General features: G+C 64.6%; 9 protein-coding genes. 6 read left to right on the top strand and 3 right to left on the bottom strand.

The window, feature by feature from the left end; all coding sequences use genetic code 11:
• Positions 1-18: 18 nt before the first annotated feature.
• Positions 19-648 (bottom strand): TetR/AcrR family transcriptional regulator, encoded by a 630-nt coding sequence (locus CRD59_RS05740; RefSeq protein WP_113853731.1) that lies wholly within the window; start codon positions 646-648, stop codon positions 19-21.
• A gap of 168 nt (positions 649-816) precedes the next feature.
• On the opposite strand from CRD59_RS05740, the gene CRD59_RS05745 reads away from it, so the two are divergent.
• From CRD59_RS05745 to ileS, 4 genes are all read left to right on the top strand, one after another.
• Positions 817-3,096, top strand: a complete 2,280-nt coding sequence (locus CRD59_RS05745) for an exo-alpha-(1->6)-L-arabinopyranosidase (RefSeq protein ID WP_113853732.1) — start codon at positions 817-819, stop codon at positions 3,094-3,096.
• A gap of 123 nt (positions 3,097-3,219) precedes the next feature.
• Positions 3,220-4,227, top strand: coding sequence for a LacI family DNA-binding transcriptional regulator (locus CRD59_RS05750; RefSeq protein WP_113853758.1), 1,008 nt, complete (start codon positions 3,220-3,222; stop codon positions 4,225-4,227).
• A gap of 266 nt (positions 4,228-4,493) precedes the next feature.
• The gene (locus CRD59_RS05755; RefSeq protein WP_113853733.1) at positions 4,494-5,486 is read left to right on the top strand and encodes a ribokinase; all 993 of its coding nucleotides are present in this window, start codon (positions 4,494-4,496) and stop codon (positions 5,484-5,486) included.
• Between the two features lie 321 nt (positions 5,487-5,807).
• Positions 5,808-9,161, top strand: a complete 3,354-nt coding sequence (gene ileS, locus CRD59_RS05760; protein WP_236632760.1) for an isoleucine--tRNA ligase — start codon at positions 5,808-5,810, stop codon at positions 9,159-9,161.
• Between the two features lie 129 nt (positions 9,162-9,290).
• Here the strand turns inward: ileS and CRD59_RS05765 are convergent, their stop codons facing one another.
• Together CRD59_RS05765 and CRD59_RS05770 are read right to left on the bottom strand one after the other, a co-directional pair.
• Entirely contained in the window at positions 9,291-10,496 is a 1,206-nt protein-coding gene (locus tag CRD59_RS05765) for a MalY/PatB family protein (RefSeq protein WP_113853734.1), read from the bottom strand.
• Positions 10,497-10,562: 66 nt separating this feature from the next.
• Positions 10,563-11,504, bottom strand: coding sequence for an aldo/keto reductase (locus CRD59_RS05770; RefSeq protein WP_113853735.1), 942 nt, complete (start codon positions 11,502-11,504; stop codon positions 10,563-10,565).
• Positions 11,505-11,697: 193 nt separating this feature from the next.
• On the opposite strand from CRD59_RS05770, the gene CRD59_RS05775 reads away from it, so the two are divergent.
• Entirely contained in the window at positions 11,698-12,648 is a 951-nt protein-coding gene (locus CRD59_RS05775; RefSeq protein WP_113853736.1) for an SPFH domain-containing protein, read from the top strand.
• 141 nt (positions 12,649-12,789) lie between these two features.
• A complete protein-coding gene (locus CRD59_RS05780) occupies positions 12,790-15,657 on the top strand; it encodes an ABC transporter ATP-binding protein/permease (RefSeq protein WP_113853737.1) in 2,868 nt (955 codons plus the stop codon).
• Positions 15,658-15,730: the final 73 nt, after the last annotated feature.

Raw genomic sequence — 15,730 nt, forward strand, 5'->3', positions numbered from 1 at the left:
CCTGCCTGCCTCTGCTGATTAGCGGTAGCCGCTCCAGAGGGGGAGGGGCATGAGTGCGTCCTCGCACTCGGACCACATGGCCCGAAGATCCTGGCCCGGGGTGCGCAGCCAGCGCAGCTGCAGGCCGTCCATGGCGCTGAACCCGGTGCGTAGCACCGGTTCCGCCCGGACGCCGTCGGGCAGGGACCAGCGTACGTTCAAGGCGGTGTCGATGATGGAGCGTTCCCGACGCTGGAAGTAGGTGTGGGCCGGGTGGGCCGGGTCGAGGGCCTCGGCTGACAGGGTGGAGAACATCTGCACCAGGAGGGGGCGGCGGGCGTTCAGTGCCACGGTCCGCCTCCACAGGTGCGCGATCAGGGGGCGGGGCTGGTCCAGGCATTCGCCGATGAGGCGGCGGGACTCACCGTCGTACATGTCGTTCAGGACCAAGTCCAGGAGGCCTTCCTTCGATCCGGCGTGATGGAGGACACCGGCCTTGGTCATGCCGACCTGATCGGCTATGGATTGCAGGCTGGTGCCGTAGTATCCCCGCTGGCCGAAGCCTCGGATGGCTGCCTGGGCAATCGCCTGGCGGGAGCCGGGGCCATCGTGCGCATCGGCCCTGACGCCGGGCAGACCGGGTCCGGCGGCGTTGTGCTTCGTGGCCATCGCCTGTCCTTTCGCTGTTCCGCTGTCTAGCAGTCTACCCCAGTCGGCTGCCGACCGTTCGGTAAGGATTGGAGGAGATGGCGATGTGGTCGTCCGTCTTGCCCGGCGGCAAGCTGTCATGATAGAGTGCTTACCAATTGGTAGGTATCTCACGGCAAAGGAGCGATGATGAGCGATAGGCAAGCGGACAAGGACCAGCCCAACCCCCCACAGGCCGGCGAACTCACCCTGGAGGAGCGGGCCAGCATGACTTCGGGCGGCGACGCCTGGCACCTGCAAGGCATCCGGTCCAAGGGCATCCCCGGCTATATGATCACCGACGGACCCCATGGGCTTCGCAAGACCGCGGCCACCACGGGAGCGGTAGACCTCAACGAGTCCGTGCCCGCCACTTGCTTCCCGCCCGCCGCCGGACTCTCATCCTCCTGGAACCCGGAGCTGGTCGAGGAGGTGGGCCGCGCCATGGGCGAGGAATGCATCCAAGAGCAGGTGGCCGTCATACTGGGCCCGGGCGTCAACATCAAGCGCAACCCCCTGGGCGGGCGCTGCTTCGAGTTCTGGTCCGAGGACCCCTTCCTGGCCGGGCATGAGGCGGTGGGCATCATCTCCGGCGTACAGTCGCGGGGTGTGGGCACCTCGCTCAAGCATTTCGCGGTCAACAACCAGGAGACCGACCGGCTGCGCATCTCCGCCCGCGTGGGCCAGCGGGCCCTGCGCGAGATCTACCTTCCGGCCTTCGAATACATCGTCAAGACCGCCCAGCCATGGACCATGATGTGCGCATACAACCAGGTCAACGGGGTGCATGCGGCCCAGGACAGCTGGCTGCTGACCGACGTACTGCGCAAGGAGTGGGGATTCAAGGGCATCGTCATGAGCGACTGGGGTGCCGACCACGACCGTGTGGCCTCCCTGCAGGCCGGGCTCAACCTGGAGATGCCGCCCTCAGGCACCGACGACCAGGTTGTGCAGGCCGTGCGGGACGGGCGGTTGGAGGCATCCCAGCTCGATGACATGGCTCAAGGCATGATTGACCTGGCCGCCAAGGCCACGCCCGCCATGGAGCGGTCCGGCTACCGCTACGATGTGGACGCCCACCGGGAGGTCGCCCGCCAGGCCGCCCGCGAGTCGGTGGTCCTGCTCAAGAACGACGGTGGTCTGCTGCCGCTCGCCAAGGACGGCTCCATCGCGGTCATCGGCGAGTTCGCCCGCACTCCGCGCTACCAGGGTGGCGGCTCCTCCCACATCACCCCCACGGCACTGTCCTCCTTCCTGGACGCCGCCGGCGAGCGCGGCGTTGACGTGGACTTCGCCCCCGGTTTCACCCTGGACGACCAACCGCAAAGCCCGGATATGACCCAGGAGGCCGTGGAGGCCGCCGGCCGCGCCGATTCCGTGCTCATGTTCCTGGGCCTGCCCGAGCAGGAGGAGTCCGAGGGCATGGACCGCACCAGCCTGGACCTGCCGGCCAAGCAGCTGGATTTGCTCCGGGCCGTGGCGCAGGCCAACCCGCATGTGGCCGTTATCCTCTCCAATGGTTCCGTGGTTTCGCTCGCCCCCTGGCGGGACAAGGCGCAGGCGATCATGGAGGGCTGGCTGCTGGGCCAGGAAGGCGGCCGGGCGCTGGCCGACCTGATCTTCGGCGATGTCAGCCCCTCCGGCAAGCTGGCGCAGACCATCCCCATGGACCTCGACGACGACCCGACCATGCTCAACTGGCCGGGCGAGGAGGGCCATGTGGACTACGGCGAGGGTGTGTACGTGGGCTACCGCTACTATGACTCCTTCCGCAAGCCGGTGGCCTACCCCTTCGGATTCGGCATGTCATACGCCGACTTCGAACTCTCGGATGTGAGTGTGCGGGTGGGGGAGGGCAACACCGCCACAGTCACTGCCCGCGTAACCAACACCTCCGACGTGGACGGTGCCGAGACCGTCCAGGTCTATGTCGCGCCCGGCGCGGCCAAGGTGGCCCGGCCCAGCCACGAGCTCAAGGGCTTCGCCAAGGTCTTTCTCAAGGCCGGGGAGAGCTGCGAGGTCCGTATCGCTTTGGATGCGCGTGCCTTCGCTTACTGGTCCGAGGCCTACGACGGCTGGCGGGTCGAGGCGGGCGATTACGAGGTGCAGGTGGGTGTCTCAAGCCGGGACATCGCGGCGACCGTGAGTGTCGGCTTGCCTGGGGACGGCCGGAGCCTGCCCCTGAGCGAATGGTCGACCATGGATGAGTGGCGCAGCGATCCGGTCGGCAGCCGGATAGTTGAGCGGATGGAGGCCGAAGGCGAGGCGGGCCGGTTGCCTGTCCTGCCCACGGACAACAGCATGGCCACCATGTTCATGGCGGCCATGCCCATCAATTCGTTCTCCGTGCTGATGGGGAAGGACGGCTCAACGCTGACCCGCTATCTGCTCGACCAATACAGGCAAGTCCCACAGACCGGTGGCCGGTGAGGGCCGTCCGGCTTCGCCCCGCCCACACGAAATGCGACGGGGCGGGGTCGGGTTACCCTGATAGGGCAGTATGAGTCCGCGCCGACGGGGCCGTCGGCGGTGAGCAGGGAAGGCCTCAGCAACATGGCATATGTGACCATCCGCGATGTGGCGCGTCGGGCCAAGGTCTCGACAGCGGCCGTATCGCAGATCCTGCACGACAAAGGCCGTTTCTCCCAACGGACCAAGCAGGCCGTGCACCAGGCCGTCCAGGAGCTCGGCTACATCCCTGATTCGCGCGCCCAGGCCATGCGTACCGACCGTACCGGCATGCTGGGCCTGTTGGTGCCCGATCTGCGCAATCCCTACTTCGCCGATCTCGTTTCGTCGATGGAGGCCATGCTCTACGAGCGGGGGGTCGGCGCGCTGATCGGCACTTCCGCTGAATCCGCTGTCCGCCAGGATGCTTTCATCGAGCGCATCCTGGGGCAGCGGATAGACGGGGTGATCGCCGTGCCCCATGGCGGGGATTCCACCGGAATCGAGACCTTGGTCCAACGGGGGCTTCCACTGGTGTTCGTGGACCGCAGGGTGCTTGGCATGGATGATGTGCCATACGTGGTCTCCGACCCATATCCGGGCCTGCGTGATGCGCTCGAACTGCTGCACCGGTACGGCCACCGCAAAGTCGCCTACCTCGCTCACCCCTCACTGGGCTCCTTCTCGGTCGACGAACGCACCAGGGCTTTCCGGGAACTGGCGCCTGGCTACGTCGGTGAGCGCGACAGCGCGGTCTTCGTCTGCGACGACAGCGCGGACTCGCGGCGCCGAGCCCTGGATGCTGTGCTGGAATTCGGCGCCAGCGCGATTATATTCGCCTACTCGCCAGACGCGATAACCTTGATCAGCCTCCTTCGGGGGCGCGGATTGGAGATAGGCGCTGACCTTTCACTGGTGTCCTTCGACGACATCGACGCCTTCCAGCTGCTCACGCCACAGGTCTCGGTCATATCCCAACAGGCTGATCTGATGGGCCGCCGGGGCGTCCAGATGCTTTTGGACCGGATCGAATCGGGGCTGGCCCAGGGAGGGGAACCGGTTTCGATACCCACCACGTTCCTGGCAAGGGGGTCCGTGGGGCCGGCTCGTTGAGGCGGGCGGCCGTTGGCCGGCGGAAGGTGGCAACGGTTTACGCCCGGCGTGGACTCTGCCTGCATCGTGTATGCTGACGAGGGCGGTAAAACGTTATATCATGAAAATGCCCATAAGCCGTTTATGCGACGGAGGCGCGTTCCAGCGTGGCGCGCGTCCCTATGGCGGGCCGGTCCAGCAGCGGACTCCCACCGACATGGACAGGGCTTAAGGTGGAGGTGGCGGCAGCCACGAAACGGTACGAACACGAAAGCGGTGCAAGGACAATGCGAGGCCAGGAACTGCTCCAGACCAAAGACTTCAGCGGTGGTTCGGTCGTCATTTTCGGCTCGATGAACGCCGACTACACGGTGACGACCAAGCGTCTGCCGGCCGGAGGCGAGACCGTGATGGGCGGTCCGTTGACCATTCTGCCCGGAGGCAAATCCTCCAACCAGGCGGCGGCAGTGGCCCATCTGGGCGCCGGCGTGCGGATGCTCGGCAAGCTCGGCACCGACGCAAACGGCGATTTCCTGCAGGCGCAGCTCATCGGGGCCGGTGTGGACATGAGCGGGGTTGCCCGCTGGGATGGCCCCTCCGGTGCCACGGTCATCACGGTGGATGAGTGCGGTGAGAATACGATCGTGCTGTCCGCGGGCGCCAACGAACATGCCGACCTGGACTATGTCGAATCCGTCAAGGACCAACTGACCGCCGGGTCGGTGTTGGGCCTGTGCCTGGAGAGCCCGATGGAAGCGGTCACCCGCGCGGCGATGATCGCCCACCAGGCCGGTCTGACCGTCGTCCTGAACGACTCGCCCTTCCAAGGCCAGCTGCCCGCCGAGCTAATCGAGAATGTGGATCTTCTGCTGGTCAATGAGCACGAGATGTGGCAGCTGATCAAGCAGGAGGGTGACGAGACGCCGGTCCTGTCCGGGGACGGTTGGTGGCAGCGCCTGGACTGGGTGGAGATCGCATCCCGTCTCAAGACGGTGGGCTTCCGATCCGTGATCGTGACCTTGGGATCGGCCGGTTCCATGGTCCTGGAGGAAGGCTCCGCCGAACATGTGGAGGCGGTGCCGGTCAAGGCCGTGGACACCACCGGTTGCGGCGATTCCTTCATGGGGGCGGTCCTGGCGGGGCTGGCGACCGGATCATCCCTGCTGGACAGCGCCCGTATGGCCGCCTGCGTCTCCGCATATGCCGCGACGGGTCGTGGGGCCCAAGCCTCATACGGCAGCCTGGAGCAGGTGAGGGCCTACTTCGGTGCGCAGGCCTGAGGGCCTTCGGACCCGTGCTGTCGGCGGTCGTTACGCCTGCCGGAATCGAGTGGGCTTTTGGCCGCCGTGCGTGTTAGTATGAACCGCACACAAGCAATGATCCGTCCATCAGCGGGGAGCTTTCGGAAGAACGATCGCCGGGTCAGCCCGGAGATTCAGTAGAACCGACGGGTGGGGTCCGCACAGCCCTGGAATCAAAATCAAGCGGTCGCTCCGCCGGGCAGGTCCGGGGGGCGGCAAGCGAGGTGGTACCGCGCAGGCGGCTGGCAGCAGCCCCTCCGTCCTCGGCAAGGCAGGAACCCAGGCTGAGGAGCGTGTGCGGTGAACGAAACCACCAATGAAGCCAAGAACCAGAGCCAGCAGGCCGGGGCGGTCTATCCCAAGGCCAGCGAGGGCGGCCTGACCGCCAGGGTCACGCCCAGTCCATCCTTCCCGGATATGGAAGAAGGCGTTCTGGACTACTGGGATGCTGACGGCACCTTCAGCAAGTCCGTGGACCGCCGGCCTTCAGGCGACCACAGCGACAATGAGTTCGTATTCTTCGACGGTCCCCCCTTCGCCAACGGCCTGCCCCATTACGGCCATCTGCTGACCGGCTATGCCAAGGATGTCATCCCCCGCTACCAGACCATGAAGGGGCGCAAGGTCAAGCGCGTCTTCGGCTGGGACACCCACGGGCTGCCCGCCGAGCTGGAGGCCCAGAAGGAACTCGGCATCGAATCGGTGGATCAGATCGAGCGGATGGGCATCGAGCGGTTCAACGACGCCTGCCGCTCCTCAGTGCTCAAGTACACGCAGGAGTGGAAGGACTACGTGCACCGCCAGGCGCGCTGGGTGGACTTCGACCACGGCTACAAGACGCTCGACATCCCCTACATGGAGTCGGTCATGTGGGCCTTCAGGCAGCTCTACGACAAGGGACTGGCCTACCAGGGCTACCGGGTGCTGCCATACTGCCCCAAGGACCGTACGCCGCTGTCCGCACACGAGCTGCGCATGGATGCGGACGTGTACCAGGACCGGCAGGACACCACGGTATCCGTGGCCGTCAAGTTGCGTGACGAGGAGGACGCCTATGCCGTCTTCTGGACCACCACGCCCTGGACCGTGCCCACCAATTTCGCCATTGTGGTGGGTGCGGACATCGGCTACGTGGAGGTCAGGCCCGTCCAAGGCAGGTTCGCAGGCAAGAAGTTCTACCTGGGGCGCGACCTGCTGGGGCACTACGGCAAGGAGCTGGGGGAGGACTACGAGATCGTGCGCGAACTCAAGGGTTCGGACATGGTCGGTTGGCGATACTGGCCGGTCTTCCCCTACTTCGCCGGCGATGAGGCGACGGCTGAGGGCGGCATGCCCGGACCGAACGCCTATCGGATCTTCACGGCCGACTACGTGGACACCTCGGAGGGTACAGGGCTGGTGCATCAGGCACCCTACGGCGAGGATGATATGAACACCCTCAACGCCCACGGGATCAGGTCCACGGATGTACTCGACGAAGGCTGCCGCTTCACCGCAGCCTGCCCCGACTATCAGGGGGAGTATGTGTTCGACGCCAACAGGCCCATCCTGCGCAACCTGCGCGCAGGCGACGGACCTCTGGCGACCGTGCCGGACGAGCATCGGGCCTTGCTCTTCCAGGAGAAGTCCTATGTGCACTCATACCCGCACTGCTGGCGCTGCGGCACCCCCCTGATCTACAAGCCGGTCTCCTCCTGGTTCGTGTCCGTCACCAAGATCAAGGACCGGCTGCTGGCCAACAACCAGCTCATCAACTGGATTCCGGAGAACGTCAAGGACGGGCAGTTCGGCAAATGGCTGGCCAACGCCCGCGACTGGTCCATCTCCCGCAACCGATTCTGGGGTTCGCCAATCCCGGTGTGGGCATCGGACGATCCGGCCCACCCGCGTGTGGATGTGTACGGCTCCCTGGATGAGCTGAAGCGGGACTTCGGCGACTACCCGAGGGATGGCAAGGGCGAAGTCAACCTGCACCGTCCCTACATCGACCGGCTCACCCGGCCCAATCCGGACGACCCGACCGGCAGGTCGACCATGCACCGCATCACCGACGTGATGGACTGCTGGTTCGAGTCGGGCTCCATGCCCTTCGCACAGTTCCACTACCCCTTCGAAAACAAGGAGTATTTCGAGCAGCACTTCCCGGCCGATTATGTGGTGGAATACATCGGCCAGACCCGTGGCTGGTTCTATGTGCTGCATGTGATGGCCGCCGCCCTGTTCGACAAGCCAGCCTTCAGGAACGTCATCTGCCATGGCATCGTGCTTGGCGACGACGGGCAGAAGATGAGCAAGCACCTGCGCAACTATCCGGATGTCAATGGTGTCTTCAGGGACTATGGCTCCGATGCCATGCGCTGGTTCCTGATGAGCTCGCCCATATTGCGCGGCGGCAACCTGATCGTGACCGCCAAGGGCATCCGCGACACGGTCCGCCAGGTCATGCTGCCCGTCTGGAGCTCCTACTACTTCTACACGCTCTACGCCAACGCGGCCAACGGTGGGACTGGGTATGACGCCCACCGCCTGCTGCCGGAGGACGTGGATGCGCTGCCGGCCATGGACCGGTACCTGCTGGCCGCCGCCCGCCGTCTGGTGACAGGCGTGGAGGACTGCCTGAACGACTTCGCCATCGCGGACGCCTGCGCCCACGCCTCCGAATTCGTCGACCTGCTGACGAACTGGTATATCCGCAACAACCGCGACCGTTTCTGGTCCGAGGACCATCAGGCCTTCGATACCCTCTACACGGTCCTGGAGGTGTTCGCCCGTGTCATCGCCCCCCTGGCACCCATGGAGGCCGAGGAGATCTGGCGGGGTCTGACCGGTGGGGAATCGGTCCACCTGGCCGACTGGCCCTTCCTGGCCGATGAGGCTTCAGGTGAGGTCACCGAGCTGGGGCTGGTTCTCAAATCCGATCCCGAGCTGCTGTCCGCGATGGAAAAGGTGCGTGAGGTCGTCTCCTCTGTGCTCTCCCTGCGCAAGTCCGAGCGGATCCGCGTACGCCAGCCTCTCTCCAGGCTCTCGGTCATTGTGGAGGAGCCGGATGCCCTGCGACCCTACGAAGGCATCCTCAAGTCCGAGCTGAATGTCAAAGCAGTGGACTTCGCCACCCTGGCGCAGGCCGAAGCGCAGGGCCTACGCGTACGCCAGGAGCTCAAGGTCAACGCCCGAGCGGCCGGTCCCCGTCTGGGCAGGCAGGTCCAGTTCGTCATCAAGGCCTCCAAGGCGGGCGAATGGCGGATGGAGGACGGCGCGGTCGTGGTGCGCACACCGTCGGGTGATGTGGCTCTGGAGCCCGCCGAGTACCAGCTGACCAACCAGGTGGAGCGAGACGAGGCGGCAGGAGCCGATGCCACGGCCTCCTGCGCCCTGCCCACCGGTGGGTTCGTCATCCTCGACACCCAGCTCACGCCTGACCTGGAGGCCGAGGGATACGCCCGCGACCTGATCCGCCTGGTCCAGGACGAACGCAAGGCGGCTGGTCTGGACATCGCCGACCGGATCAACCTGACCCTGACCCTCCCAGAGGCCGAAGCCCCCAAGGCCAGCCAGTTCCAGGCCCTGATCGCCGCCGAAACACTGGCCACCGGCATCAGCATCGAGTCCAGTCCGACTTCCGGGGAAGCCGAGGTCAGTCTGTCCAAGGATTGATCCGCCGTCCCCGGACAGGAACGGGGGCGCGCGCATGCAGCAAGGGCAGGTGAGGGTGGATGGTACCAGGCATGACTCCGCCCCCGTCCGGTCGGGCGGGGGCGGAGGGAGTGGTGCGGCCATTCGGCTTCAGGCGTTGAAGGCGTACCTGTCCATGCGTCCGAAGGCCTCCTTGACCCGGCTCAGAGGCAGGGCCAGGTTCATGCGGATGGCGCAGGGATGTTTGAACATGCGACCGTCCTGGACGGCCACGCCGACGTCCCACAGGCGGTCCTCCAGCTCGTCCAGGCTGGTATGGTGGTTCTCGCACCACTTCGTGCAGTCCAGGAAGAGCATGTAGGTGCCCTCGGGCTTGGACACTTCGACCCCGTCGAAATGATCGCTGATGTAGTCGCAGGCATAGTCCACATTGCCGGTCAGGGTCTCGCACAGCTCGTCCACCCACTGGTGGCCCTCCGGCTTGTAGGCGCCGATGAGGGCGTGCATGGAAAGCACGTTCATGTCGTTGTAATCGGTCTTGGAGCTGACGGCCGTGACACGGTCGCGTAGGTATTTGCTGTAGATGATGTGGTAGGAGCCCACCAGACCGGCCAGATTGAAGGTCTTGGAGGGTGCGTACATGGCCACCGTGCGGGTGCGTGCGTCGTCGGACACCGACTGGGTGGGGGTGTGTTTGTTGCCGGCGAGCATGATATCCGACCAGATTTCATCGGAGACGACCACGCAGTCGTTTGCCTTGTACACCTCCATGGCCTGCTTGATCTCCTCCGGCTCCCATACCCGTCCGCAGGGGTTGTGGGGGTTACAGAAGATGGCCACGTGGATGTTGTGCTCCTTGATTTTGGCATCCATGTCCGCGTAGTCCATGCGCCATACCCCATCAGCATCCTTTACGAGCGGGGAGTGCACTATCCGGAAGCCGTTCTCGTCGCAGGCGCCGGTGAAGCCGATGTAGGTGGGGGAGTGGATCAACACCGCATCGCCAGGGGCCGCGAAGGCTTTGAGGGCGGAGACCACACCGCCCAGGACGCCGTTCTCGTAGCCGATGTCCTCCCTCTTGAGGCCTTCGACGCCGTTGCGGGTACGCTGCCAGTCGATGATCGAGTCGAAATACTCGTCACTGGGATCGAAGTATCCGTATGCGGGGTGCTTCGCACGTTCGACGATTGCCTCGGGTATGGTGGGCACCGTCGGGAAGTTCATGTCCGCCACCCACATGGGTATGACGTCGAACCCCTCCTTCGGTCGTTTTGGTGCGAAGCCATCGCCCAGCCCGTCCACTGCGATCGCATCCTTGCCGTGCCTGTCCATGATCGACGTGAAATCGTATTTCATCGTATATCCTTTCCGGCCGCCAGCGGCGGCCTGGTCAAGCGTCACTGCTTACCAACCGCCCAGCGCTTACGCACCAACCTTAGCGCTGATCTGGTCCAGAGCCTTCATGTCCTGAGCGGTCAGGTCCAGCCTGGCGGCCGCCAGCAGGGCGGGAAGCTGGTCGGGGATGCGGGCGGAGGCGATCGGAGCCGCCACCTGCGGACGGGCCTTGAGCCAGGCCAAGGCCACGGTGGCTGGCTGAACGTTATGGTCCTTGGCCACACGGTCGAGCTCGGCGACCACATCCAGGCCGGCGGGCGTGAAGTAGTCCTTCACCATGCCTTCGCGCTTCTTGCCCCTCAGGTCCTCCTGGGTGCGGTACTTGCCGGTCAGGAAACCGGAAGCCAGTGAGAAGTATGGGAATACGGCCAGCTGCTCATCCTGTGCGACCTGCATGAGGCCGGACTCGTAATCCTTGCGGTGCACCAGGTTGTATTGGGGTTCCAGGGCCACAGGCGCGGTCAGATTGTTCTCCTTGGCTATACGGAACCATTCGCGGACGCGTTCGGGCGTGTAGTTGGACAGGCCGATCGCACGGATCTTGCCCTCCCTGACCAGCTTGTCGAAGGCTGCGGCCGTCTCTTCCAGCGGGGTCTTCATGTCGTCGAAGTGGGCGTAGTAGAGGTCGATGGCATCGACGCCGAGCCGCAGCAGGGATTCGTCGGCGGCGGCTTCCACGTTCGTGGCGGACAGTCCTGGGTATTGGGGGTGTTGGCTGACCTTGCTGGCCACCATCACCCGGTCGCGCCTGCCGGACACCGCCAGCCAGCGGCCCAATACGATCTCGGATTCGCCTCCCGAGTGGCCCGGAGCCCAGGCCGAGTACACGTCCGCCGTGTCAATCAGGTTGCCGCCGGCTTCCGTGTATGCGTCCAGCACCCGCCTCGAGTCGGCTTCATCGGAGGTCCAGCCGAAGGTGTTGCCACCCAGGACCAGGCCGAAGACCTCGTTGCCGTTGATTGCCACCATGATTGCCTGCCTTTCCGCGCGGGGCCCGTCGACCGTGGCGGTCCGCCCATACTTGCTCGATACCCCTGATTGTGCCCGGCCGCCCTGACCTGGCAACTGGGCTGCGCTCTGTGCGAAGATGGGCGCGGGATGGGCGGGGGCGGTGCCTGTTAGGCTTGTCTGGCGTATGGAGCCTGATCAGAAGGGGAAAATCATGGACACATTGTCATTCCTGGTGGTGCTCGTCGTGCTGCTGGTGCTGGTGCTTGTCTCCGGGGTGTTCGTGGTACCGCAGCAGCAGGCTTATATCATCGAGCGTTTCGGCAAGTTCCACCGGGTGGCCTTGGCCGGACTGCATGTCAAGGTCCCTTTCGTTGACCGGGTGGCCACCAGGACCAACCTGCGTGTCAACCAGCTCAATGTCAAGTTGGAGACCAAGACTCGCGACAATGTGTTCGTCACCGTCGTCGTCTCCACCCAGTACCGGGTGGATCCGCCGAACGTGGCCACCGCCTACTACGAGCTGCAGGACCCGGCCGGACAGTTGCGTTCATATATGGAGGACGCCCTGCGTTCCGCCATTCCCTCGCTGACCCTTGACGACGCCTTCGCCCGCAAGGACGACATAGCCTCCGACGTGCAGCGCACCGTGGGCCAGGAGATGCAGCGTTTCGGCTTCTCCGTCATCAAGACCCTGGTCACCGCCATCGACCCCTCCGCGCAGGTCAAGCAGGCCATGGACTCCATCAACGCCGCCCAGCGGGAGAAGGAGGCCACACGCGAACGCGCTGAGGCCCACCGGATCGAGATCGAGACCCAAGCCACGGCAGACGCGGAGAAGACCCGCCTGCAGGGGGAGGGTCAGGCCAATTACCGGCGTGAGATTGCCAACGGCATCGTCGACCAGATCAAGAGCCTGCGGGCCGTCGGCATGGACATCGACTCGGTCAACAATGTGGTGCTCTTCAACCAATACCTGGACGTGATGCGGTCGCTGGCCGAGTCCGGGAACGCAAAGACCGTGGTGCTGCCGGCGTCCACCCCCGGCGGCTACGGCGACCTGTATTCGCAGATGACGCAGGCCATGATGACCGCGCAGTCCTCCGACCTGGACGATGCGGCGGCCGAGGCCGCGGCCGTCCGTCCGCAGGGGGCACAGGAGTAGCGAGCCCGGCGTTCCCTGAGGGGGGGGGGCGCCCGTGACCGCTGCGGGGTTCGCCGAAGACGTCTATTGCCGGGGGGATGTGGGACAATGGCTGTGTGAGATCGACCGCCCGTCGATCGGTCGTAACCTAGGGGTGAGGCCATGCTGCAAATCCACCGTATTTCCAAGCGTTATCAGACCGGCGGTTTCAGCCAGCAGGCCCTGGACGATGTGAGTGTGAACCTGCGCGACAACGAATTCGTCGCGATCCTGGGACCTTCCGGTTCGGGCAAGACCACCCTGCTCAACGTCATCGGCGGGCTGGACCGCTACGATTCCGGCGATCTGGTGATCAATGGCACTTCCACACGCCAGTACAAGGACCGCGATTGGGATGCCTACCGCAACCATACGGTCGGTTTCGTCTTCCAGTCGTACAACCTGATACCTCACCAGAGTGTGCTCTCGAACGTGGAGCTGGCCCTGACCATCTCCGGCATGCCCCGCGCCCAGCGACGGGGGCGGGCGGTACAGGCCCTGGAGCAGGTGGGACTGGGCGAGCATCTGAACAAGCGGCCCAACCAGCTGTCGGGCGGGCAGATGCAGCGGGTGGCCATCGCGCGCGCCCTGGTCAACAATCCGTCGATCGTACTGGCCGACGAGCCCACCGGCGCCTTGGACTCGGAGACTTCGGTCCAGATCATGGACTTGCTCAAGGAAGTGGCCAGGGACCGGCTGGTGGTCATGGTCACCCACAATCCGGAGCTGGCCCACCGCTATGCCACCCGTATCGTGGAACTGCATGACGGGTCCATCGTCTCCGATTCGGACCCATTGGCCCTGGAGGGGTCGGGGCTCAGGCGGGCGCGTCATCGCAGGCTGGGGAAGGCCTCGATGGGGCTGGGCACTTCGATGGCCCTGTCCTTCAACAACCTGAGGACCAAGAAGGCCCGCACCCTGCTCACCTCCTTTGCGGGATCCATCGGCATCATCGGCATAGCCCTGATCCTGGCTGTCTCCACCGGTGTCAACGCATATATCGACAAAGTCCAGGAAGATACGATGACCGCCTACCCGATCGCCATCCAGGAGCAGTCATTCGACCTCAACAAGATCGTTGGCTCCTCCCAGGAATCAGCCAAGTCGCAGAGGGCGGGCTCCAAGGGGGGCAAGGCCATATACCCTGATGACTCGGCTATCACCTCCGCCTCCGCCCTTACTTCCTCCATCTCCATCAACAACCTGTCGGCCTTCAAGAAGTACCTGGACGACCCCAAGAGCGAGATCCGTCCCCACATCGGACGGATGGGCGTGCAGTACGGCTATGATGCCAGGTTCTCGGTATACGACCGCGACCCGAAGGGCACCCTCGTCTCGGCCTCCGGGGTCACCATCGGTGGGAGGACCAACGGGGTCGCGGCGCAGATGGCCGGCATGGATCCGAACGCATCCGATCCCTCACAGATGCAGTCCATGCAGATGGCGGCTCTGACGGGCAAGAGCCAAGCCAAGTCCTCGCCTGGCTCATTCACCGAGATCATGCCCGGGCAGGACCGGGCCCGCGCACCGATCGGGAGGGTGATCCAGGACAACTACCGGGTGCTCAAGGGATCATGGCCCAAGGAAAAGGACCAGGTCGTGCTGGTGCTGGACGCCAACGACCGCATACCATTGGCGACCTTGTACGAGCTGGGACTCAAACCGGCCGGAGATTACAACGACATGATGGCCAAGCTCAACAACGGGCAGAAGGTGCATGCCGACACCGGCAAACTGGACTATGGGCAAGCGATGAAGCAGATACTGGACCTGGTGCCCGCCTCCGACGAGTATGTCAAAGGCGCGGACGGGCGGTACCGGTATGTGGGCGACGATGCCGGCGAAGTCTCAAAGCTGGCGGACAACGCCATGAAACTCAAGATCGTGGGGGTGGTCAAACCAGTGCAGAAGGCATCCGCCACCCCTCTGCCGGCCGGTGTGGGTTACCCCCGCCAGTTGACGGACTACCTGATCGACCATGCCGCCAAGAGCCAGGTGGTTGCCGACCAACAGGCGGACCGCGACCACTCGGTACTGAATGGGCTGGCTTTCGCCGCCAATGATGACGCAGCCAAGGCCGCCCAGGCCAAGGCTTACGTATCCGGCCTGGATGAGGCCTCCAAGGCGGCCATGGGTTCGGCAGTGATGGCCTCCGGTCAGGGGCAGCAAGCCCAGCAGGGGTCGTCCGCAGGTCCGGCGGGCCCCCTGCCGCAGCCGCGTGGCATGGGGCAGTCCCCAGGCCGTGCTGACGGTCCTGCTGCGATCGCCGGGGCAGGCGGGCAGGCCGCCGCGGCCGCCTCCTTCGATCGCTACATGGCCACGGCGCCCCAGGACCAGCTTGTCGCGATCTATGAGCAGTACGTGCGCCCTCAGGTGGGCTCCTACAAGGACAATATGATCTCCTTCGGCCTGATCAGCCGGGACGCGCCCTCATCGATCAAGATTTACGCGGATTCCTTCGAAGCCAAGCAGGCGATAACCGACTCGATCAACCATTACAATGACAAGGCGAAAAAAGCGGACAAAATCACCTACACCGATTATGTGGGACTGATCATGAGCTCGGTCACCACCATCATCAACGTCATCTCCGGTGTGTTGATCGCCTTCGTCTCGGTCTCCCTGATCGTCTCCTCCATCATGATCGGCATCATCACCTACATATCGGTGCTGGAGCGGACGAAGGAGATCGGCATCCTGCGCGCCATGGGCGCCTCCAAGCGCAACGTCTCCCAGGTGTTCGACGCCGAAACCGGCATCATCGGACTCCTCTCCGGCCTGCTCGGTGTCGGCATCACCCTCCTCCTGCTGATACCGGGCAACGCGCTGATCCACCGGATGATGGGCACGACGGAAGTGAATGCCTTCCTGCCGCCCAAGGCCGGTGTCATCCTGGTCCTCCTGAGCGTGCTGCTGACCCTGCTGGGCGGCTTCATACCGGCCAAGAAGGCGGCCAAGCAGGATCCGGCGACCGCCCTGCGCACCGAGTAAGACCGAACGGGAAAGACGCGGAAGCCGTGGGCTTGGAGCCTGCGGAGCCCGGCCTGCCAATAGGGGGTGGACC

The sequence above is a fragment of the Bifidobacterium xylocopae genome (genome assembly GCF_003315615.1).
Classification (GTDB): domain Bacteria; phylum Actinomycetota; class Actinomycetes; order Actinomycetales; family Bifidobacteriaceae; genus Bombiscardovia; species Bombiscardovia xylocopae.

Coding starts and splice junctions, on each gene's coding strand:
- CRD59_RS05740 (WP_113853731.1), bottom strand. CDS start 648: ATGGCCACGAAGCACAACGCCGCCGGACCCGGTCTGCCCGGCGTCAGG.
- CRD59_RS05745 (WP_113853732.1), top strand. CDS start 817: ATGAGCGATAGGCAAGCGGACAAGGACCAGCCCAACCCCCCACAGGCC.
- CRD59_RS05750 (WP_113853758.1), top strand. CDS start 3,220: ATGGCATATGTGACCATCCGCGATGTGGCGCGTCGGGCCAAGGTCTCG.
- CRD59_RS05755 (WP_113853733.1), top strand. CDS start 4,494: ATGCGAGGCCAGGAACTGCTCCAGACCAAAGACTTCAGCGGTGGTTCG.
- CRD59_RS05765 (WP_113853734.1), bottom strand. CDS start 10,496: ATGAAATACGATTTCACGTCGATCATGGACAGGCACGGCAAGGATGCG.
- CRD59_RS05770 (WP_113853735.1), bottom strand. CDS start 11,504: ATGGTGGCAATCAACGGCAACGAGGTCTTCGGCCTGGTCCTGGGTGGC.
- CRD59_RS05775 (WP_113853736.1), top strand. CDS start 11,698: ATGGACACATTGTCATTCCTGGTGGTGCTCGTCGTGCTGCTGGTGCTG.
- CRD59_RS05780 (WP_113853737.1), top strand. CDS start 12,790: ATGCTGCAAATCCACCGTATTTCCAAGCGTTATCAGACCGGCGGTTTC.